This is a genomic window from Sphingobium sp. CFD-2 (assembly GCF_024611135.1).
In the GTDB taxonomy this organism is placed as follows: Bacteria; Pseudomonadota; Alphaproteobacteria; order Sphingomonadales; family Sphingomonadaceae; genus Sphingobium; species Sphingobium fuliginis.
The window spans coordinates 373228-391703 of sequence record NZ_CP084405.1 but is presented as its reverse complement, the minus strand read 5'-3'; the positions used below and the strand labels follow the sequence as shown (position 1 = coordinate 391703).

At 65.4% G+C, this 18476-nt stretch carries 20 protein-coding genes; 3 read left to right on the top strand and 17 right to left on the bottom strand.

From position 1 onward, the window contains the following. Window positions 1-8 precede the first annotated feature (8 nt). From LDB29_RS01825 to LDB29_RS01815, 3 genes are read right to left on the bottom strand one after another with little or no spacing between them, the layout of a single operon-like run. A complete protein-coding gene (locus LDB29_RS01825) occupies window positions 9-926 on the bottom strand; it encodes a tyrosine recombinase (RefSeq protein ID WP_025547876.1) in 918 nt (305 codons plus the stop codon). Then, window positions 926-2740, bottom strand: coding sequence for a hypothetical protein (locus LDB29_RS01820; protein WP_193666735.1), 1815 nt, complete (start codon window positions 2738-2740; stop codon window positions 926-928). The genes LDB29_RS01825 and LDB29_RS01820 overlap by 1 nt, the downstream gene beginning before the upstream one ends. Window positions 2741-2745: 5 nt before the next feature. Next, window positions 2746-2934: a hypothetical protein gene (locus LDB29_RS01815; protein WP_025547874.1), complete on the bottom strand. Its 189-nt coding sequence runs from the start codon at window positions 2932-2934 to the stop codon at window positions 2746-2748. 94 nt (window positions 2935-3028) lie between these two features. Here LDB29_RS01815 and LDB29_RS01810 point away from each other — a divergent pair, with 94 nt between their 5' ends. Both LDB29_RS01810 and aroB read left to right on the top strand, forming a co-directional pair. Continuing rightward, the gene (locus LDB29_RS01810) at window positions 3029-3577 is read left to right on the top strand and encodes a shikimate kinase (protein WP_025547872.1); all 549 of its coding nucleotides are present in this window, start codon (window positions 3029-3031) and stop codon (window positions 3575-3577) included. Next, on the top strand, window positions 3568-4680 hold the full coding sequence (gene aroB, locus LDB29_RS01805) for a 3-dehydroquinate synthase (RefSeq protein WP_193666734.1): 1113 nt from the start codon (window positions 3568-3570) through the stop codon (window positions 4678-4680). Before LDB29_RS01810 ends, aroB begins: the two co-directional genes overlap by 10 nt. 253 nt (window positions 4681-4933) lie before the next feature. Here the strand turns inward: aroB and rpmE are convergent, their stop codons facing one another. The 12 genes from rpmE to rpsB all read right to left on the bottom strand — a co-directional run bounded on the left by rpmE (window position 4934) and on the right by rpsB (window position 16373). Further along, on the bottom strand, window positions 4934-5158 hold the full coding sequence (gene rpmE / locus LDB29_RS01800; RefSeq protein WP_007687040.1) for a 50S ribosomal protein L31: 225 nt from the start codon (window positions 5156-5158) through the stop codon (window positions 4934-4936). A gap of 181 nt (window positions 5159-5339) precedes the next feature. Beyond that, on the bottom strand, window positions 5340-5822 hold the full coding sequence (gene fabZ, locus LDB29_RS01795; RefSeq protein ID WP_025547869.1) for a 3-hydroxyacyl-ACP dehydratase FabZ: 483 nt from the start codon (window positions 5820-5822) through the stop codon (window positions 5340-5342). 7 nt (window positions 5823-5829) lie between these two features. Next, a complete protein-coding gene (locus tag LDB29_RS01790) occupies window positions 5830-6489 on the bottom strand; it encodes an OmpH family outer membrane protein (protein WP_025547868.1) in 660 nt (219 codons plus the stop codon). Beyond that, window positions 6489-9128, bottom strand: a complete 2640-nt coding sequence (gene bamA, locus LDB29_RS01785; protein ID WP_025547866.1) for an outer membrane protein assembly factor BamA — start codon at window positions 9126-9128, stop codon at window positions 6489-6491. The genes LDB29_RS01790 and bamA overlap by 1 nt, the downstream gene beginning before the upstream one ends. A 112-nt stretch (window positions 9129-9240) precedes the next feature. Further along, window positions 9241-10374, bottom strand: a complete 1134-nt coding sequence (gene rseP, locus LDB29_RS01780) for an RIP metalloprotease RseP (protein ID WP_025547864.1) — start codon at window positions 10372-10374, stop codon at window positions 9241-9243. Then, window positions 10371-11528, bottom strand: a complete 1158-nt coding sequence (locus tag LDB29_RS01775) for a 1-deoxy-D-xylulose-5-phosphate reductoisomerase (RefSeq protein ID WP_025547862.1) — start codon at window positions 11526-11528, stop codon at window positions 10371-10373. Before LDB29_RS01775 ends, rseP begins: the two co-directional genes overlap by 4 nt. Then, window positions 11525-12304, bottom strand: coding sequence for a phosphatidate cytidylyltransferase (locus LDB29_RS01770; protein WP_025547861.1), 780 nt, complete (start codon window positions 12302-12304; stop codon window positions 11525-11527). The genes LDB29_RS01775 and LDB29_RS01770 overlap by 4 nt, the downstream gene beginning before the upstream one ends. A 5-nt stretch (window positions 12305-12309) precedes the next feature. Continuing rightward, complete coding sequence (locus LDB29_RS01765; protein ID WP_025547860.1) at window positions 12310-13086, bottom strand: isoprenyl transferase; 777 nt, start codon at window positions 13084-13086, stop codon at window positions 12310-12312. Between the two features lie 43 nt (window positions 13087-13129). Then, window positions 13130-13687 (bottom strand): ribosome recycling factor, encoded by a 558-nt coding sequence (gene frr / locus LDB29_RS01760; protein ID WP_025547858.1) that lies wholly within the window; start codon window positions 13685-13687, stop codon window positions 13130-13132. Between the two features lie 6 nt (window positions 13688-13693). Next, on the bottom strand, window positions 13694-14419 hold the full coding sequence (gene pyrH, locus LDB29_RS01755; RefSeq protein ID WP_020821031.1) for a UMP kinase: 726 nt from the start codon (window positions 14417-14419) through the stop codon (window positions 13694-13696). A gap of 170 nt (window positions 14420-14589) precedes the next feature. Then, window positions 14590-15516: a translation elongation factor Ts gene (tsf, locus tag LDB29_RS01750; protein WP_044661795.1), complete on the bottom strand. Its 927-nt coding sequence runs from the start codon at window positions 15514-15516 to the stop codon at window positions 14590-14592. Window positions 15517-15614: 98 nt separating this feature from the next. After that, window positions 15615-16373, bottom strand: coding sequence for a 30S ribosomal protein S2 (gene rpsB / locus LDB29_RS01745; RefSeq protein ID WP_025547855.1), 759 nt, complete (start codon window positions 16371-16373; stop codon window positions 15615-15617). 172 nt (window positions 16374-16545) lie between these two features. On the opposite strand from rpsB, the gene LDB29_RS01740 reads away from it, so the two are divergent. Beyond that, complete coding sequence (locus tag LDB29_RS01740; RefSeq protein WP_244968647.1) at window positions 16546-16848, top strand: hypothetical protein; 303 nt, start codon at window positions 16546-16548, stop codon at window positions 16846-16848. Between the two features lie 3 nt (window positions 16849-16851). Here LDB29_RS01740 and LDB29_RS01735 read toward each other — a convergent pair whose 3' ends face one another. Both LDB29_RS01735 and LDB29_RS01730 read right to left on the bottom strand, forming a co-directional pair. After that, a complete protein-coding gene (locus LDB29_RS01735; RefSeq protein WP_025547851.1) occupies window positions 16852-17628 on the bottom strand; it encodes a phosphatidylcholine/phosphatidylserine synthase in 777 nt (258 codons plus the stop codon). Continuing rightward, window positions 17628-18362, bottom strand: a complete 735-nt coding sequence (locus LDB29_RS01730) for a phosphatidylserine decarboxylase (RefSeq protein WP_025547850.1) — start codon at window positions 18360-18362, stop codon at window positions 17628-17630. The genes LDB29_RS01735 and LDB29_RS01730 overlap by 1 nt, the downstream gene beginning before the upstream one ends. Window positions 18363-18476 lie beyond the last annotated feature (114 nt).

The window sequence follows — 18476 nt, the reverse complement described above, 5'->3', positions numbered from 1 at the left end:
GCATGGCGTTAGGGCGCAGACGCTTCGCCGTCAACGCGCCGATGCGTCATGGAAGCCAGCGGATGGCGGCTGTTGACCAGTTCGACCAGCCTGCGGCTGTCGACATGGGTATAGATTTGCGTGGTGCCGATGTCGGCATGACCCAGCATGGATTGCAGCGCGCGCAGGTCCGCCCCGCCTTCCAGCAAATGCGTGGCGAAGGCATGGCGCAGCACATGGGGGCTGACCCGATCTGGCGCGATGCCGGCAGCGGCGGCCAGCGCCTTCACCATCTGATAGAGGCGAATCCGGCTGACATGGCTCTTGCCCGACGGAAAGAGCCAGGGGCTGTCGGCCGGAACATGCGGCAGCCAGGCCGCCACGGCGGCGCGGGCGCGGTCTGAAATCGGCACCAGCCGCTCGCGCCCGCCCTTCCCCCTCAGGATCAGGAAGGGCCGATCGGATGCCAGGGCGCGGCGCGGCAGCGACACCAGTTCCGTCGCCCGCAGCCCCGATCCGTAAAGCAGCTCGATCAGCGCGGACAGCCGCAGGTCCAGCGGCGCGGGATGCTCGACAGCCAGCTTCGCCGCGATCAGGGCGAACAGGGATTCGACCTCGCCCGTCGAAAGGATCTTTGGCAGCGGCCGGCGGGTGACGGGACGCGGCAGGGCAGCGGAAGGATTATCGGCGCGCAGCCCCTCCTCCTCCAGAAAGGCGTAGAAGGCGCGCAGGGCGGAAGACTTGCGGGCGACGGAAGAGGCCGCCAGTTCCGCCCAGGCCGTCGCCAGTTCCGCCAGGCCATCCTTGGTGGCGACCGCCAGGCCGCCGACAAGGTCCGCCGCCCCCTGCAGGTCCGCGCGATAGGCCAGCAGCGTGTTGCGCGAGGCACCCCGTTCGGCCGCCATCATTTCCAGAAAGCGGTCGATAAGCGCGGCATCCTCTCCCATCAGAGCCGCGTCATCGCCTCCGCGGCGATCATCCGGGCTTCGGGGTCCAGCCCGACCCGATGCAGTGCCGCGACGATGTGGTAGAGGTGGAAGGCCGGGAGCCGGTTCCAGTCGGCGGTCTGCATGCCGACCGCCGCCAGCAGCGCGACGCTGCCCTTCTCGCCCCGGCCGGCCGCCGCATCGATGGCGCGCGACCAGCGGCTGGCGGCAGCCAGATCGAAACCATGATCCTGCGCCAGGGCCGCACCGTCCTGCGCATTGAGCCGCGACAGTCCCGCCAGCGCGGCGATCAGCATCTGCGCCTTGTGGGGATCGGCATCCTTGGCGAAGGAGGAAACCCGTCCCGACCCGATCTCCACCACCGCGCTCGGCGCACCGACCGCCAGCAAGGCCCAAAGGTCGGCCGCGCCGTCACCGTCCGCCTGCGCCGCAAGCCGCGACCACTGCGCCGCGCTGCGGTCATAGCCGGCGGTGAACATGGCCGCGACCAGATTGGCGGCATCGCGCGCGCTCATCTCCGAAACCGGCAGCGCCGCGGCTGCCCGCGCCGTCGCGATCAAGCCGACGAAATCCGGCCGCGCCTCATTCTGCCAAACTGTCCGCATCGCCTGGAGCCGCTCGTCCGTCCCCGATCCGGCATAGGCGGTGCGCAGCGCGTCCACCCGGTCGGCCGCATTGGCGGGCACCTCGCCGTCGGATTGCAACTGGCTGTAGAAGCCAACCAGCGCCTGCGAGGAAAAGACGCCGAGCCGAGCCGCCACCTCTGCGCCCGGCAGGCGACGAACGGCGGACAAGGCAGGGGCACGCGCTTCCCAGGCGCGGACATGGGGCCCGGCCGTGGCATAGAGATCATCGGGTATCTCGACATTGAGCGCCGTCGCGAGGCCGAAACGCCAGGCCGTCAGCCGGTCCACCGCGTCCCATTCGATCTTCACCGACCTGCGGGCGTTGAATCCGGTGCCCACGACCTTTTCCGCCAGCCGATAGTCGATGCCGCGCACCACGCCCCGCCGTTGCGCCTGGTTGAGCGCCCCGCTGGCCGAACCCTGATCCCCTGAAAGCGCCGGGCATATGGCGCGCGTCATGTCCCAGCCCGGCTCCTTGCTGAACCGCAGCGCGCCCGCCGACAGCGGACACAGTCCCGCCGGATCGGCCGTCGCCAGATAGGTCTGCATGGCGATGGCATAGAGGCGGGGGGTGAACCGGTCGGAATCGACGCTCTGCACCAGCAGGCGGGCGCTGTCCGCCTCCCCCATGCGCAGCAGCAGCCAGGCGCGTTCGGCGACCCAATCGGCGCCGTCGATGTCGCGGGGCGTATCGGTCGCGGACAAGAGCGCCCGGCGCAGCAGGATCGACGCCCAGCGGGAGGTGATCGGCGCCCGCGTTTCCTTCATCAATGCAGCAAGGAACTGGCCCGACTGCGCGCCAAAGGCATTGGGAGCCAGCCCCCGCTGCTCCGGCGTCAGCGGCCCAACGCGATCGAGTGAGCGATGGGCGTTTTCCGGCAGGTCGTATTTCTGCTTTTCGGCGGCCAGCTCCTCCTCGCTCATCGGTTCCGCCGCATTGTCCCCGGCCTCGTCCGTGATGGCGAAGCTGGGCGGCACGATGGGCGTGGCGGGCGTGGAGCCGACAGGCGGCGCGGGCGTGCCCGGGGCGGGGCGCGGCGGCTGCGTGCCGGGTTGCGGCGTTTCGGGCGCATCGCCGAAGCCGGGCGGCAGGAGCGATTCGGGCGTCTCCTGCGCCACCACCGGCAGCGCCAGAGCGAGCGCAAGCGTGCCCAGCGCCCATTTCGCATTCACCCGCCGTTGCGCCATGCCGTTTACTGGCCCAGCTTTTCGGCGGGAATGACCTTTTCCACGCGGGCCTGCGGCTTTTCGCCGCCGCGCGACCAGAGCAGGGCGATAATCCCCGCCAGCACAAGGACCGCAATGATGGGGATGATCGGCAGGGACGCCTTGCGGCGCCGGGAGCTGCCCTCAAAACTGCTGTAGGAACGGTTGCGCTTCATGAGTCCTGTTCTGGCTGGCTATTCTGGCTGGGTCAAAGCTGAAGGAAAGTTGCGATTTGCCTTGTCGACGCGGGGATGTATAGCCCCGCTCGCCATGCAGCGAAACAGCAAATCCGCCAATGCGCAAGCGAAGCGCGGCCCCATCGTCCTGGTGGGCATGATGGGCGTGGGCAAATCGACCGTCGGGCGTCGGCTGGCGGCGCGGCTCGGCGTGGGCTTCGTCGATGCGGACGAGGAGATCGAAAAGGCCGCGGGCATGACGATCACCGAAATGTTCGAACGCTATGGCGAAGCCTATTTCCGCGATGGCGAACGGCGGGTGATCGCCCGGCTGATGGATGGGGAGCCCAAGGTCATCGCGACCGGCGGGGGCGCCTTCATGCAGGAAGAGACGCGGGCGCTTATCCTGGAGCATGCGCTGGCGATCTGGCTGAACGCCGACATCGACACGCTGGTCGACCGGGTGTCGCGGCGCGAGGGACGGCCGCTGCTGAAGGGCAAGGACCCGCGCGTCGTGCTGACCGAGCTGGCCGCGATCCGCAATCCGGTTTACGCACTCTGCCCCATTCATGTGAAAAGCGCCGCCGCGCCGCATGACGTGGCGGTCGACAGCATCATGGAGCAGCTTTCCCAATGGCCATAGTCCGCGTCGCGCTGGATTCGCGCAGCTACGACATTCTGATCGAACAGGGCGTGCTGGACCGGGCGGCAACGCATCTGGCAGGCTATGCGCGCAAGGGACGGCTGGTGGTCGTGACCGATCGGCATGTCGCCGCCGCGCAACTGCCCCGCCTGGAGACCAGCCTGCGGGCCGCCAATGTGGCGGTCGAAGCGGTGGTACTGCCACCGGGAGAGCAGACCAAGAGCTGGCGCCACCTTGAAGAGCTGCTCGATGCGCTGCTGGCGCTGGAGATAGAGCGCGGCGACCATGTGGTGGCGCTCGGCGGCGGGGTGATCGGCGATCTGGTGGGCTTTGCCGCCTCGATCCTGAAACGCGGCTGCCATTTCATCCAGGTGCCCACGACATTGCTGGCGCAGGTGGACAGTTCCGTCGGCGGAAAGACCGCGATCAATGCGAAGGCCGGCAAGAATCTGGTCGGCAGCTTCTACCAGCCCTCGCTGGTGCTGATCGATCCCTCGACGCTCGACACGCTGCCGGCGCGGGAGACGCGGGCCGGTTATGCCGAAGTGGTGAAATATGGCCTGATCGACGATCCCGCCTTTTTCGCCTGGTGCGAGGCGGAAGGGCACAGGCTGCTGTCCGGCGACGTCCAGGCCCGCGAATATGCCATCGAACGCAGCGTGGCGGCCAAGGCGGCCATTGTTGCCGATGACGAGCGGGAGACATCCGGACGGCGGGCCTTGCTGAACCTTGGCCATACCTTCGGCCATGCGCTGGAGGCGGATACCGGCTTTTCGGATCTTCTGCTCCATGGCGAGGGCGTCGCGGCGGGGATGGCTCTTGCCTTCCGCTATTCGGCGCGGCGCGGCCTGTGCCCGGCGGAGGATGCGGAGCGGGTGACGGCGCATCTGAAGGCCGTCGGCCTGCCGCACGATCTCGCCAGCGCGCATGTGAAGGCGGACGGCGCGGCGCTGGTCGCGCATATGCTGCACGACAAGAAGATGGCGGCAGGCACCCTGCCCTTCCTGCTGGCGCGGGGAATCGGGCAGACCTTCCTGTCGAAGGATGTCGTGCTGGATGATGTCGCCGCGTTCCTGGACGAGGATCGCATGGCGGCGGGATGATGCCCGGATGGCTGATAGGGATGGTCAGCCACCATTAAGCCCCTTCCCTTCAGGTTCAAACGAGGCATGTAACTCGTTTGAAGGATGGGATGGGGGGAGTGCCCATAGGCTGAGACTGCGCGTGAGGCACGCCCCTCTCCCCTGAAGAGGAGGGCAAGCGTCAATGTCCGCTTCTGGCGAAAACCCGCCTCTACCAGCCAAATAAAAGGGCGCCCCAGGAGGCGCCCTTCCCTATCCTTCGCTTGAAGGCCGATTACTTCTTCAGCGTCAGGCCGCCGAAACGCTTGTTGAAGCGTGCCACCTGGCCGCCCTGCTCAAGCTGGCGGGTGCCGCCGGTCCAGGCCGGGTGCGACTTGGGATCGATGTCGAGCGCCAGCGTGTCGCCTTCCTTGCCCCAGGTCGAGCGGGTGCGGAACGTCGTGCCGTCGGTCATCTGGACGGTGATGAAGTGGTAATCGGGATGCGTATCGGCCTTCATGGGTCTGCTCCGTTCAGGGGCCGGTTTCCGACCGGCCATGGATGCGAAAATCTGCGAAGGCGCGCGGTTACATGGGAATGCGCGCAAAAGCAAGGGGAAGAACGGGCGGTTCCCTGTATCAGTCGACCCGTCATTCCGGCTTGGGAGGAAGTGGCGGGAAAGTCGGGATCACCGCCGCGTTTCAGTCCACCGGCGGGTCGGCAATCATCGCGACGAAACTGGCCTCGGCGCAGAGCTTGCCCTCGACCATCGCCTTGCCCGTGAACTTGCAGACGCGGCCGCGAATCTGGACCAGATCGACATGCAGGTCTAGCAGGCAGCCCGGTTCTACCGGATTGCGGAACTTCGCCCCGTCGATGCTCATGAAATAGACGAGCTTGCCCGAACCGCGAAGGTCCATGGTTTCGACCGTCAGCACGCCAGCGGCCTGCGCCATGGCTTCGACGATCAATACGCCGGGCATGATCGGCCGGCCGGGGAAATGCCCCTGGAAGAAATCCTCGTTGATCGACACCGCCTTGACCGCGTGGATCGTGCTGTTCGGCACGAGCGAAATCACGCGGTCGACGAGCAGCATCGGATAACGGTGCGGCAACGCCGCCATCACCCCACGAATATCGATGGGGCCGATGGCGGCGGCAGCATTGTCAGACTGAACCGTCATCAAGCGATCAGCGCGAGGTCGGCTGCTGCGACGGATTGGCGGGAGCAGCGGCCGGAGCGGCAGCGGCCTGGCCCTGACGGCCCGGCTGCCAGCCGGCCGGCGGGGTGATGCCGACGCTGGGCACCAGCGCGTTGAGTTCGGTCACCACCGACTGGGTGATGTCGACGGTCGGCTGATAGGACACGGTCGCGTCGGGCGACAGGATCAGGTCGACCTTCGCCTTGGTCATGGCGGACTTCAGCGCATCCGACAGCTTGGCCGAAATCTGCTCCTCGACATAGGCGTTGGCGAGAGCGATCGGCTGACCCAGGCGCTGCAGTTCGGCCTGGCCGTCCTGACCGGCCTTCTGATAGGCCTCATATTGGGTCTGGATCGCCGGGGTCGGCTTGCCACCGGCTGCCTTCATCGCGGCTTCCAGGGCCGTGCCCTTGGCCTTGAGATCGGCGTCGATCGCATTCTTGCGTGCGGTAAAGCCGTCGATCTGCGCCTTGTAGGTGGTCTGGATCTGCGTGCGCGCGGTCGAATAGGCCGAGCTGGTGGCGACGGCGCGTTGCAGGTCGACGACGGCGATGCCGGTCTTCGACTGGGCAGCGGCCGGGACGCTGGTCAGCGCCATGGCGGTCATCGGCGCGAGAACCAGCGCCGCAGCCTTGAAAATCGTCTTCATCAGAATTGAGTCCCTACGTTGAAGCTAATGAGCTGAGTGTCGTCCCCTGGTTCCTTGAGCAGGGCCTTGGCGATGTCGATGCGGAACGGCCCGAAGGGCGAGTTCCAGTTGACGCCGAAGCCCACGGCGACACGCGGTTTCAGCGTATCGCCCAGATATTCCTCCTCGAACGGTCCGATGATGAGGGTCTGGTTGGTCCCGCACGTGCCGGGAGTCCCCGCCTCGCTGCGCGAACCGGTCGTGTTGTCGGCGCAGATGCCGTTCGAATTCGTCGTGCGGGGATTGCGCAATCCGGCGACCGCGCCGACGTCCGCGAAAATCGAGGGACGCAGGCCCATTTCACGCGCACCCGAGCCCAGCGGAATTTCCATCTCCGCCCGCGCCAGATAATAGACCTTGCCGCCCAGGGCGTCGTCGGAAACATTATTGTTCCCTTCCCCCCGCACATAGGTGGTATTGCCGCTCGAATCGGTCTGCGACTGCAGGTAATAGCGCTTCACGCGCGGGCCGATGCCGCGAATATCGAAGCCGCGAATCTGCGGATTGCCCAGGAAGAAGCGATCCGTCAGGCGAACCTTGTCGACCAGCTCGTTCGAAGCGTCCCGGCGGTCGCCTTCAAGGCTGTGGATATAGCCGCCCTCCGCAGAGACGGAGAAGATGAACCCACCGCCGACAGGCCAATATTTGGAGCCGTTCAACCGCGTGCGCACATATTTGACGCTGCCGCCCAGACCCGCGAAATCCTGGCTGAGAACGACATTATGGCCCCGTGTCGGACGAATGCGGTTGTCGCGGGTATCGTAGATCAGAGAATAGCCCAGCGACGACGTCGTCCGCTTGCCGATGGCGTCGCAAAGATAGCGTCCGGCCAGCAGCGGATCGCACTGAAGTCCCAGCGGACCTGCGCCATCGGGATCGGAGTAGTAGGTATCCTTGTCGAGCGTCACGTCGTCCAGATTCAACGTGTAACGCAGCGCCAGCGACATATATTCCGTGATCGGCACGCCCGCGCGAAGCTGGAAGCCGGTCGTCGTCTGTTCATAGGTCGTGTCGCGGTCGTTATTGTTCAGATAACGGAAGCTGTTGAGGTCGCGGCGATAGATGTCGCCGCCCAGTGCGATATTCTTGTCCATGAAATAGGGCTCGGTGAAGCCCACTTCCACCGACTTGGAATAAGCCGAATAGTTGACGCTGGTGCGCAGTTCCTGGCCCTTGCCGCGGAAGTTGCGCTGGGTGATCGACGCCGCGACGATGAAACGCTCCAGCGAGGAGAAGCCGGCCGAAAGCGACAATTCGCCGGTCGATTTTTCCTGCACATTGGTTTCCAGGACGATGCGGTCCGGCGCGGAACCCGGCTTCTGCTCAATGTCCAGCTTTTCCTGAAAGAAGCCCAGCGAATTGATGCGGTCCTTCGACCGCTTGACCAGGAAGCTGTTGAACGCATCGCCCTCCGCCAGGCGGAATTCGCGGCGCACGACCTTGTCCTGGGTCAGCGTGTTGCCGTTGATGTCGACCCGCTCGACATAGACGCGCGGCGCATTGGCGATGCGGAAGTCGATCCCCATCGTCAGCGTATCCTTGTCGCGCTGGAAGTCCGGCTGGACGTCCGCGAAGGCATAGCCGAACAGGCCCGCCGTTTCGCTCAGCGTGTCGACGGTGTCCTCGACCTGCTTGGCGTTGTACCAGTCGCCCTTCTTCATCGGCAGCATCTTGGTCAGCGAATCGCCGGACAGGTCGCGAATGTCGCTGTTGACCTTCACATCGCCGAATTTGTAGCGCTGCCCTTCCTCGACCACATAGGTGATGATGAAGTCCTGCTTGTCCGGCGTCAGTTCCGCCACGGCGGAGATCACGCGGAAATCGGCATAGCCTTCGGTCAGGTAGAACTGGCGCAGCTTCTGCTGATCATAGGCCAGACGATCCGGATCGTAGCTGGTGCCCGACGAGAAGATGCGGAACCAGCGCGATTGCTTGGTCACCATCTGGCTGCGCAGTTCGCCGTCCTTGAACTTCTCATTGCCGATGATGTTGATCTGGCGGACCTTGGATTTCGGCCCCTCGGAAATTTCGAAGACGATGTCGACGCGGTTCTGGTCAAGCTGCACCATCTTCGGTTCGACCGTGGCGGCGAAGCGGCCCTGCCGGCGATACAGCTCGATGATGCGGGCGACGTCGGCGCGCACTTTCGAGCGGGTGTAGATCTGGCGCGGAGCCAGTTTTATTTCGGGACGTATCTTGTCTTCCTTGAGGCGCTTATTACCTTCAAGGACGATGCGGTTGATGACCGGGTTTTCCTTAACCTCTACGGTCAGCGCGCCATTGTCGTTGCGGATCTGGACGTCGGCGAACAGCTCCGTCTCGTAAAGGTCGCGCAGCGCCTGGTCGAGCGATTCCTGGGTGAAGGGCTGGCCGATCCGCAGCTTGGTGTAGGACAGCACCGTATCCGGCTCCAGGCGCTGCTGGCCAGTGACGGAGATGGTGCGGATGGTTCCGGCCGCTGGCGCGGCTGCCGGAACGGGCGCAGGCGCGGCAGCCGGCGGGGCATTTTGAGCCATCGCCGGGATCGCAGACATGCCCGCGATCATCGTCGTCGCCAACAGGGCCACGACGACCGGGCGCTGCCTGTTGCTGCTCATCATCGCTGTCACCCGCTCCACCTTCTACAAAAAAGCAACATGTCGTTCACGCCGGACCCATTCCGTTCACATCCGGAAAGACGGCGCCAAATCGCGTCCTCCTGCCCGATACGGCTCAGCCGATCAAGCCGGACAGACGATCCCAGAGGCCGAAAGAGGATAAATCGTTGAATGTTACCAGCACCATCATCGCCAGCAGAACCGCCAGGCCCGAGCGATAGGCCCATTCCTGCACCTGCGGACTGACCGGTCGCCGCTGTATCGCCTCCACCCCATAGAACAGCAGATGCCCGCCATCCAGCATCGGGATTGGCAAGAGGTTGATGAACCCCAAGTTAATCGAGATGAGCGCCATGAAGAAGACGAAGCTCTCCACCCCCAGCGTCGCCGCCTGACCGGAAACCTCAGCGATCTTGAGCGGGCCGCCCAGTTCCTTGACCGATCGGCCGCCCCCCACGATCTGGCCCAGCGTCTCCACCATGGTGCGGATGATCTGACCCGTCCGCTCCACGGCGACGACCGGGGCTCGGGCCAGGCTGACGGGCTCGATCACCGGCTCACCCGGCGCGATGCCCAGCCGTCCGATGCGGAACTTGTTGCCGAAGCCGTCATCTTCCTCGACCGCGCCGACCTTGCCCTGCTTCTCGAACAGCTTGCCCCGGCGGTCGATCACGATGGTGACGGGTTCGCCGGGGCGGATCTGCGCGAACAGGCGAATATCGTCGAAGGTCGTCATTTCCCGCCCGTTGAGCGAGACGATGCGGTCGCCCGCGACGATGCCAGCCGCCGCTGCCGCGCTGCCGGGCTGCACCTGCCCGGCGACCGCAGGGGTACGGCTCTCGCCATGGACGAAGGCGAAGGTTGCAAGGATCGCCATGGCGAAGAGGAAGTTGATCGCCGGCCCGGCCGCGACGATGGCCGCCCGCTGCCATAGCGGCTTGGCAGGGAAGCTCTCGGCCCGTTCGGCGGCGGGCATTTCCAGCCAGCGGGGATCGGTCTGGCTCGCCGCGTTCATGTCGCCCTTGAAACGCACATAGCCGCCCAGCGGCAGCGCCCCCAGGCGCCAGCGGGTGCCGCGCCTGTCCACCCAGGCCGCGATTTCCGGGCCGAATCCGATGGAAAAGGCCTCCGCCTTCACCCCGCACCAGCGGCCCACCAGATAATGGCCCAGCTCATGCACGAAGACGAGCGGTCCGATGACCGCCACAAATGCGACTACGGTCAACAGGAAACCGGGATTCTGGATCAAGCGGTCAATCTTTCCATCACTTGTGCAGCCATATTACGCGCCTGCGCATCCGCTTCCAGCACATCGTCGATCTGGCGGGGCACAGGCGCGCTATAGCGGTTCAGGACATCCTCCACAATCATGGCGATATCAAGGAAGCCTATGGCGCCTTTGAGGAAGGCGGCGACGGCGACCTCATTGGCGGCGTTCAATATGGCGGGCGCGGCGCCGCCCGCCTCCGCCGCCTGCCGGGTCAGCCGCAGCGCGGGGAAGCGATGCTCATCCGGCGCCTCGAAATCCAGGCGGCCGATCCGGGCGAGGTCCAGCGGCTGGCAAGGGGTAGCGATCCGATCGGGCCAGGCCAGCGCATGGGCGATGGGGATGCGCATGTCGGGCGAGCCAAGCTGCGCCAGGGTTGAGCGGTCGCGATATTCGACCATGGAGTGGATGACCGATTGCGGATGGACGAGGATCTCGATCCGGTCGAGCCCGACTGGGAAGAGATGCGCCGCCTCTATCAGTTCCAGCCCCTTGTTCATCATCGTCGCGCTGTCGACGCTGATCTTCGCGCCCATGGACCAGTTGGGATGGGCGACGGCCTGCGCGGGGGTGATGCCGCGCATCTCCTCCCGGCTGCGGGTGCGGAAGGGGCCGCCGCTCGCGGTCAGGGTGATCCTTGCGACATCTTCCATGCGACTGCCCGCAAGGCACTGGAATATGGCATTATGTTCGCTGTCGACCGGCAGCAGCGTCGCGCCCGACGCACCGACCGCGTCCATCATCAGCGCACCCGCCGACACCAGCGATTCCTTGTTGGCGAGCGCGACCGTGCCACCCGCCTTCAACGCCGCCATGGTCGGGCGCAGCCCCGCACAACCGACGATGGCGGCCATGCTCCAGTCCGCGCCTGCACCGGCCACATCGACCAACGCGCCTTGGCCGGCCGCCGCCTCCGTCCCGGAACCGCGCAGCGCATCCTTCAGCGCGTCATAGCGGGTCTCGTCCCCGATCACCGCGATCGCGGCATTGCTCTGCCGCGCGGCGGCGGCCAGACCCGCCACATCGCCATGCGCGGTCAGCGCAACGACGCTATAGCTGTCCGGATCGCGCTGGATCAGGTCCAGCGTGGACATGCCGACCGATCCGGTCGCGCCGAAGATCGACACCTTCTTCATGGCAATTGCACCAGGATCATATAGCAGATCGCGGCCAGCGGCGCGGCGGCGACCACCCCGTCCAACCGATCCATCACCCCACCATGGCCGGGCAGCAGCGTACCGCTATCCTTCACCCCTGCACGGCGCTTCATCCAGCTTTCCAACAGGTCGCCCAGCTGCGCGGCGACCGCCAGCAGGCCGCTTGCCGCGGCAAGCTGAACCGGCAGGTCCGCGAACCGGTAGAGCAGGAAACCCACGGTCAGCGCAGCCAGCACCCCACCGCCAAGGCCGGCCCAGGTCTTAGACGGGCTGACGCGCGGAGCCAGCTTCGGCCCGCCAATGGACCGGCCGGCGAAATAAGCGCCGATGTCGGTCGCCCAAACGAGGCCCAGCGCCCAGAGGGTCAGCAGCAACCCCTGAAGATTGGGCGCCTGTTCGCGCAGGAAAAGCAGCGCCATCACCGGCACGACGATATAGGGCACGCCCAGCGCCAGCTTGACCGACCGGCCCACCAGCGCGACGAAGAAGAAGGCGGCCGCCATCAATGTGAAGGCGAGCCAGGACACGCCGGCCGCCGCCGGGCAAAGGATCGCCAGCGGCACCGAGACGGCGAACATCGCCAGCTTGCGGTTCTCCGGCGTGGCTCCGGTCAGGTCGCCCCACTCCCCCTGCATCAGCACGCCCGCCACGGACAGCAGCATCCAGAAAAGGAAGCCGCCCGAAAACAGGGCCGCCAACGCTACGAGGATGAGCACGACGCCGACGATGGCGCGGGTGCGAAGCTCGCTCGACATGCCTGTCACAGCCCGCCGAAACGGCGGTCCCTCAGGCGGAAGGCGTCCAGTGCGGCAGCCAGCGCCCGCCCGTCGAAATCCGGCCACAGCATGTCCGTGAAGTAAAGCTCCGCATAGGCGGCCTGCCACAGCATGAAGTTGCTGAGCCGCTGTTCCCCCGACGTCCGGATCATCAGGTCCAGCGGCGGCAGGTCTGCGGTGTAGAGCGCCGCATCGACATCGGCGAGGCCGATCTCCTCCGCCGCGATCTCGCCGGCGGCCACGCGGCGCGCCAGCGTCTGGGCCATGCGCACCAGTTCGTCCTGCGCGCCATAGTTGAGCGCTATGGCAATGATCGGCCCGCTGTTCCCCGCGGTCCGCGCCACCGCATTGTCGATCAGCGCCACCAGCGCGGGATCGAGCGCCCGATAATTGCCGATGATGCGCAGCCGCACGCCATTGGCATGGAATTCGTCAAGGTCGGACTGGATGAAATGACGCAGCAGGCCCATCAGGTCCGCCACCTCGCCGGCCGGACGCTTCCAGTTTTCCGAGGAAAAGGCGTAGAGCGTCAGGCATTCCAGACCCAGTTCCCGCGCGGCGCGGGCGACGCGGCGCACCGCCTCCACCCCCGCCCGATGGCCAGCGATGCGGGGCAGGAAGCGCTTCTTCGCCCAGCGTCCATTGCCGTCCATGATGATGGCGACGTGACGAGGCATGGCCGTTCCTGGCGGAACATCCTTGGGGCGCGCGCCATGGGCTGGCGCGCCGCTGGTCAGATCGGTTTTGGCTTGGGTGGCCATCAGACAGGAATGCGTGCTTTGGCCGCGAAAGGAAAGCCCCGGATCACTGACCGAGAATTTCCTTTTCCTTCGCCGCAGCCGCCGCGTCGATGTCCGCGATGGTGCTGTCGGTCAGCTTCTGGACTTCGGTTTCCTTGCGCTTGCGCTCGTCCTCGCTGATCTCGCCCTTCTTCTCGTCGGTCTTCAGGCTGTCCATGCCGTCGCGGCGGACATTGCGGACGGCGATCCGGGCGCCCTCGGCATATTTGCTGGCGAGCTTGGCGAGTTCCTTGCGGCGCTCCTCGGTCAGGTCGGGGATCGGCAGGCGCAGCGTCTGGCCGTCGACGATGGGGTTAAGGCCCAGCCCCGCCGAACGGATAGCCTTGTCGACCGGGCCGACATTGCTCTTGTCCCACACCTGCACGGAAAGCATGCGCGGTTCGGGCGCGGAAACGGTCGCGACCTGATTAAGCGGCATATGCGCGCCATAGACCTCGACCGTCACCGGATCGAGAAGCTGGATATTGGCGCGGCCCGTGCGCAGGCCCGACAGATCGCCTTTCAGCGATTCCAGGGCACCCGCCATGCGGCGTTCGAGGTCGGCCTTGTCATATTGAGCCATTTTGTTTCAGCGCTCCTGATTTTGCACGATCGTCGCCACACCGTCACCGGCCAGCACCTTGGCCAGATTGCCGGTTTCGCGGATGTTGAACACGACGATGGGGATATTGTTTTCGCGGCAAAGGGCAATGGCGCTCGCGTCCATGACCTTCAGATTGTCGTTCAGCACCTGGTCGAAGCTGATCGCTTCATAGCGGGCCGCATCCGGCACCTTCTTGGGATCGGCATTGTAGATGCCGTCGACGCTGGTCCCCTTGAACAGGGCGTCGCAATCCATTTCGGCCGCCCGCAGCGCCGCCGTGGTGTCCGTGGTGAAGAAGGGGCTGCCGGTGCCCGCCGCGAAGATGACGATCCGTCCCTTCTCCATATGCCGCACCGCCTTGCGCCGGATATAGGGTTCGCAGACCGACGCCATCGGAATGGCGGACTGGACGCGCGTGTCGTAGCCCAGCTTCTCCAGCGCATTCTGCACGGCGAGCGCGTTCATGACGGTGGCCAGCATGCCCATATAGTCGGCGCTCGCCCGGTCGAAACCCTTGGCGGCGCCCGCCAGGCCTCGGAAGATATTGCCGCCGCCAACGACGACGCACAGTTCGAACCCCGCATCCTTCGCCGCCGCGATCTCGCCCGCGACGCGGTTCACCGTCTCCGGCTCGATGCCGAACTGCCCCTGCCCCATCAGCACTTCGCCCGAAAGTTTCAGCAGGATGCGCTTGAAGGCTGGGCGAGACATGCGGGGCAATATTCCTTTTATGATCGGGCAAGGAAATGGCGCGCACCTTAAGCAGCGCGCGCCATGTTGTGAAGCAGGGTTTTGGAAACCCCGAACTTCCTTAGCGCCCGCTTCCGGCTTGTCGAGAAGCCTGAGCCTCCCGACACCGCCGAAGCGAACGAACTATCGGATCAGACGCCTGCGGCCGCGGCCACTTCGGCGGCGAAGTCGCTCGTTTCCTTCTCGATGCCTTCACCGAGCTGGAAGCGGACATAGTTCTTCAGCGTGATCGACGCGCCGGCATCCTTCGCCGCCTTCGCGACGACATCGGCAACCGGGGTCTTGTTGTCCATCACGAAGAGCTGGCTGAGCAGGGCCTGCTCCTTGGCGAACTTGGCGACGGCGCCGTCGACCATCTTGGCGACGATCTCGGCAGGCTTGCCCGATTCGGCGGCCTTTTCAGCGGCGATGGCGCGCTCGCGCTCCAGCAGGGCCGGATCGATGTCGGCGGCCGACAGCGCCAGCGGGAAGGCAGCGGCGATGTGCATCGCGATCTGCTTGCCCAGCGGCTCCAGGACGTCGGCGGGCGCATCGCCTTCCAGCGCGACCAGCACGCCGATCTTGCCCAGGCCCGGAGCGGCGGCGTTGTGGACATAGGGAACGACCACGCCCTGGTTCACCTCGACCTGGCCGACGCGGCGCAGGGTCTGGTTCTCGCCGATGGTGGCGATGTTGGCGACCAGCTTCTCGGCGACCGTGCCGCCCGAGGGATAGGCCGCGTTCGACAGCGCCTCGGCATCGGCCACGCCGTTCTCCAGCGCGATGACCGACACGGTGCGGACGAAATCCTGGAACTGGTCGTTCTTGGCGACGAAGTCGGTTTCGCTGTTCACTTCGACGGCCACGCCCTTGGTGCCGGCGACGGCGACGCCGACCAGACCTTCGGCGGCGGTGCGGCTCGACTTCTTCTGCGCGGCGGCCAGACCCTTGGCGCGCAGCCAGTCGGTCGCCGCTTCGATGTCGCCATTGGCTTCGGTGAGCGCCTTCTTGCAATCCATCATGCCCGCGCCCGAACGGTCGCGCAGTTCCTTGACGGCAGCAGCGGTAATCTCGGCCATGTTTCGGCTCCTAAAGTTCAATGTTTCAGAAAAACGGCAGGGCGCGTTCCAGTGGAGCGCGCCCTAGCCTGTCAATTTTGCAGTTCGAAGACCGCGTCTCAGGCCTGAGCGACGACCTCTTCGGCCTCGGGCTCGTCCAGAGCGCCCAGGTCGACGCCCGAAGCCTGCTGCGCACCGCGGTTGCCCTTGGTGGCGGCGGCGGCGACGGCGTCGCAGTAAAGGCGGATCGCGCGGCTGGCGTCATCGTTCGCCGGAACCGGGAACGCGATGCCGTCGGGCGAGACGTTCGAATCGAGGATCGCAACGACCGGGATGCCCAGCGTGTTGGCTTCCTTGATCGCCAGTTCTTCCTTGTTGGCGTCGATCACGAACATGACGTCGGGGATGCCGTTCATGTCGCGGATGCCGCCCAGCGACAGTTCCAGCTTCTCGCGCTCGCGGGTCATCTGGAGGACTTCCTTCTTGGTGAAGCCGTGGGTGTCGCCCGACAGCTTCTCTTCCAGGGTCTTCAGACGCTTGATCGAACCCGAAATGGTCTTCCAGTTGGTGAGCATGCCGCCCAGCCAGCGATGGTTGACGAAATGCTGGCCCGACTTGCGGGCGGCTTCGGCGATCGGGTCCTGCGCCTGGCGCTTGGTGCCGACGAACAGCACCTTGCCGCCGGCGGCGACGGTCGCCGACACGAAGTCCAGCGCGCGGCCGAACAGCGGCACGGTCTGCGACAGGTCGAGAATGTGGATGCCGTTGCGCTCACCGAAGATGTACGGCTTCATGCGCGGGTTCCAGCGGTGGGTCTGGTGGCCGAAATGCGCGCCGGCCTCGATCAATTGATGCATGGTGACGACAGGAGCCGCCATAATATTTCTCCTTCCGGTTACACCTCTGGGAATCAGGAACTGGGCGTCACGCACAGCACCGGATATGTCGATTCCCATGTGGAATGGGCGCGCCTTTAACGGCGTCGGAATATCAATGCAAGGGGCTTGACTCTCCATTCCGGATGGAACATAAGGAGAACATCGGGAACAAATGGCGGATTCACGCCGTTTGCCTGCCTATAGTGAACCAAGCCGTGCAAATGGCAAGACAGAAAGTGAGCTGCATATGTTCGCACTGGTCGCAGCACTTGTTTTCATCGGATCCTTCCTGCTGGCCGCAGGCACCATTATCGGCATGTTCCTGGCCTATCATGACAAGATGGTCGCGGCGCTGACGTTCGAACCCATTCCGCAGGAAACGCCGGTCTATCGCCTGCGCATCAGCCGGCGGCGCGCGTCACCCTCTGCACGGCAGACCACGCCTGCTTTTGCGGCGGCGGTCCTGGCCGCCTGAGGATTACGCTTCCTCGCCCGCCCGCTGGCGGCGCACCTTGGCATAGGACATCATGCCGAAGGGGATGAGCGCAAGGTAGAAGGCGCACAACACCAGCAGCGTCAGCCAAGGATCGGTGATCAGCAGCGCCGCCAGCAGGCCCGCCAGCGCGATCGCCTCCAGCCGGATGCGTTTGCGCAGGCGCAGCGCCGACCAGCTATAAGTCGCGATGTTGGAGATCATCAGGAAAGCCGTGAAGGCGGTCCAGGGCGCCACGACATACCATTCCCGAAAAAGCGGCTCGCCCGTCACCAGCCAGAGATAGAGCGGCACGAAGGCCAGCCCCGCACCTGCCGGAGCCGGCACGCCGGTCAGGAAACCGGCGGATTTGTGCGGCTGAACATCGGCGTCGATATTCGCATTGAACCGCGCCAGCCGCAGTGCGCAGGACAGCGCGTGGGCGAGCGCGAAGATCCAGCCGAATTTCGGCATGGCGTTCAGCGACCAGAGATAGAGCACCAGCGCCGGCGCCACGCCAAAGGCGATGGAGTCCGACAAGGAGTCGAGTTCGGCCCCGAAGCGGCTCTCCCCCCGCAACAACCGCGCAATGCGCCCGTCCAGCCCATCCAGCACCCCGGCAATGAGGATGGAGAGCACCGCCCTCTCCCACTCGCCCGATATGCCGTAGCGAACGCCGGTCAGGCCGAAGCACAGGGCCATTGCGGTCACGGCGTTGGGCGCCACCATCCGCAGGGTGATCCCCCGGCGCAATCCGCGCGGGATGGCGCGCCGCTGCCGCATTATTGCTGAATCCCCGAAATCACGCGCATGTCACCGATCTGGCCCAGGATCGTCTCACCCGCGACGGTGCGCTGCCCCAGCACCACGCGCGGCGCGGTGCCGGCGGGCAGATAGACGTCGACCCGGCTGCCGAAACGGATGAGGCCGATGCGCTGTCCAGCCGCGACCATGTCGCCCGGCTTCACGAACGGCACGATCCGCCGCGCCACCAATCCGGCGATCTGGGTGAAGCCGATGCGCACGCCGTCATGCCGCTCCACCAATATATGCTGGCGCTCATTATCCTCGCTCGCCTTGTCGAGATCGGCGTTCAGGAACTTGCCCGAAATATAGACCACCGACTTCACCGTCCCGCCGATCGGCGTGCGGTTGATGTGGACGTCGAACACGCTCATGAAGATCGACACGCGGATCATAGGCTGGTCGCCCAGCCCATCCGCCCCCGCCATCTCGCGGGGGGGCGGCACCCGCTGGATCAGCGTCACCAGCCCATCGGCGGGGGCGACGATGGCCCGCTCATCCTGCGGCACCGCGCGCACCGGATCGCGGAAGAACGCCAGCACCCAGATGGTCACCATCACCATCAGCCAGCCGAGGATTTCCCAGCCGACCAGGAACAGCAGCGCGGTGATGGCCGCCGCGATCAGGCCGAATTTCACGCCCTCCGGATGCACGGAGGGGAAGCGCCATTTCACATTGCCGCCCAGTGCGACCGTCAGTTCGTCATTTTCCATGGGCACCGTCTTTAAGGACAGACACTTGCAGTGACAACGTCCGATACCGTCGCAGGAGCCATGAAATGTTCCAATCCTGCAAAGGGCATTGGACGGTTGAACATTGCCGTCGCT

Coding starts and splice junctions, on each gene's coding strand:
- LDB29_RS01825 (WP_025547876.1), bottom strand. CDS start 926: ATGGGAGAGGATGCCGCGCTTATCGACCGCTTTCTGGAAATGATGGCG.
- frr (WP_025547858.1), bottom strand. CDS start 13,687: ATGGCTCAATATGACAAGGCCGACCTCGAACGCCGCATGGCGGGTGCC.
- LDB29_RS01730 (WP_025547850.1), bottom strand. CDS start 18,362: ATGGAAAATGACGAACTGACGGTCGCACTGGGCGGCAATGTGAAATGG.
- LDB29_RS01790 (WP_025547868.1), bottom strand. CDS start 6,489: ATGAAGACGATTTTCAAGGCTGCGGCGCTGGTTCTCGCGCCGATGACC.
- rpmE (WP_007687040.1), bottom strand. CDS start 5,158: ATGAAGGCCGATACGCATCCCGATTACCACTTCATCACCGTCCAGATG.
- LDB29_RS01735 (WP_025547851.1), bottom strand. CDS start 17,628: ATGCGGCAGCGGCGCGCCATCCCGCGCGGATTGCGCCGGGGGATCACC.
- pyrH (WP_020821031.1), bottom strand. CDS start 14,419: ATGTCTCGCCCAGCCTTCAAGCGCATCCTGCTGAAACTTTCGGGCGAA.
- aroB (WP_193666734.1), top strand. CDS start 3,568: ATGGCCATAGTCCGCGTCGCGCTGGATTCGCGCAGCTACGACATTCTG.
- LDB29_RS01810 (WP_025547872.1), top strand. CDS start 3,029: ATGCAGCGAAACAGCAAATCCGCCAATGCGCAAGCGAAGCGCGGCCCC.
- bamA (WP_025547866.1), bottom strand. CDS start 9,128: ATGATGAGCAGCAACAGGCAGCGCCCGGTCGTCGTGGCCCTGTTGGCG.
- LDB29_RS01765 (WP_025547860.1), bottom strand. CDS start 13,086: ATGGCCACCCAAGCCAAAACCGATCTGACCAGCGGCGCGCCAGCCCAT.
- LDB29_RS01820 (WP_193666735.1), bottom strand. CDS start 2,740: ATGGCGCAACGGCGGGTGAATGCGAAATGGGCGCTGGGCACGCTTGCG.
- rpsB (WP_025547855.1), bottom strand. CDS start 16,373: ATGGCGGCTCCTGTCGTCACCATGCATCAATTGATCGAGGCCGGCGCG.
- LDB29_RS01775 (WP_025547862.1), bottom strand. CDS start 11,528: ATGAAGAAGGTGTCGATCTTCGGCGCGACCGGATCGGTCGGCATGTCC.
- tsf (WP_044661795.1), bottom strand. CDS start 15,516: ATGGCCGAGATTACCGCTGCTGCCGTCAAGGAACTGCGCGACCGTTCG.
- LDB29_RS01770 (WP_025547861.1), bottom strand. CDS start 12,304: ATGTCGAGCGAGCTTCGCACCCGCGCCATCGTCGGCGTCGTGCTCATC.
- LDB29_RS01815 (WP_025547874.1), bottom strand. CDS start 2,934: ATGAAGCGCAACCGTTCCTACAGCAGTTTTGAGGGCAGCTCCCGGCGC.
- fabZ (WP_025547869.1), bottom strand. CDS start 5,822: ATGACGGTTCAGTCTGACAATGCTGCCGCCGCCATCGGCCCCATCGAT.
- LDB29_RS01740 (WP_244968647.1), top strand. CDS start 16,546: ATGGCGGATTCACGCCGTTTGCCTGCCTATAGTGAACCAAGCCGTGCA.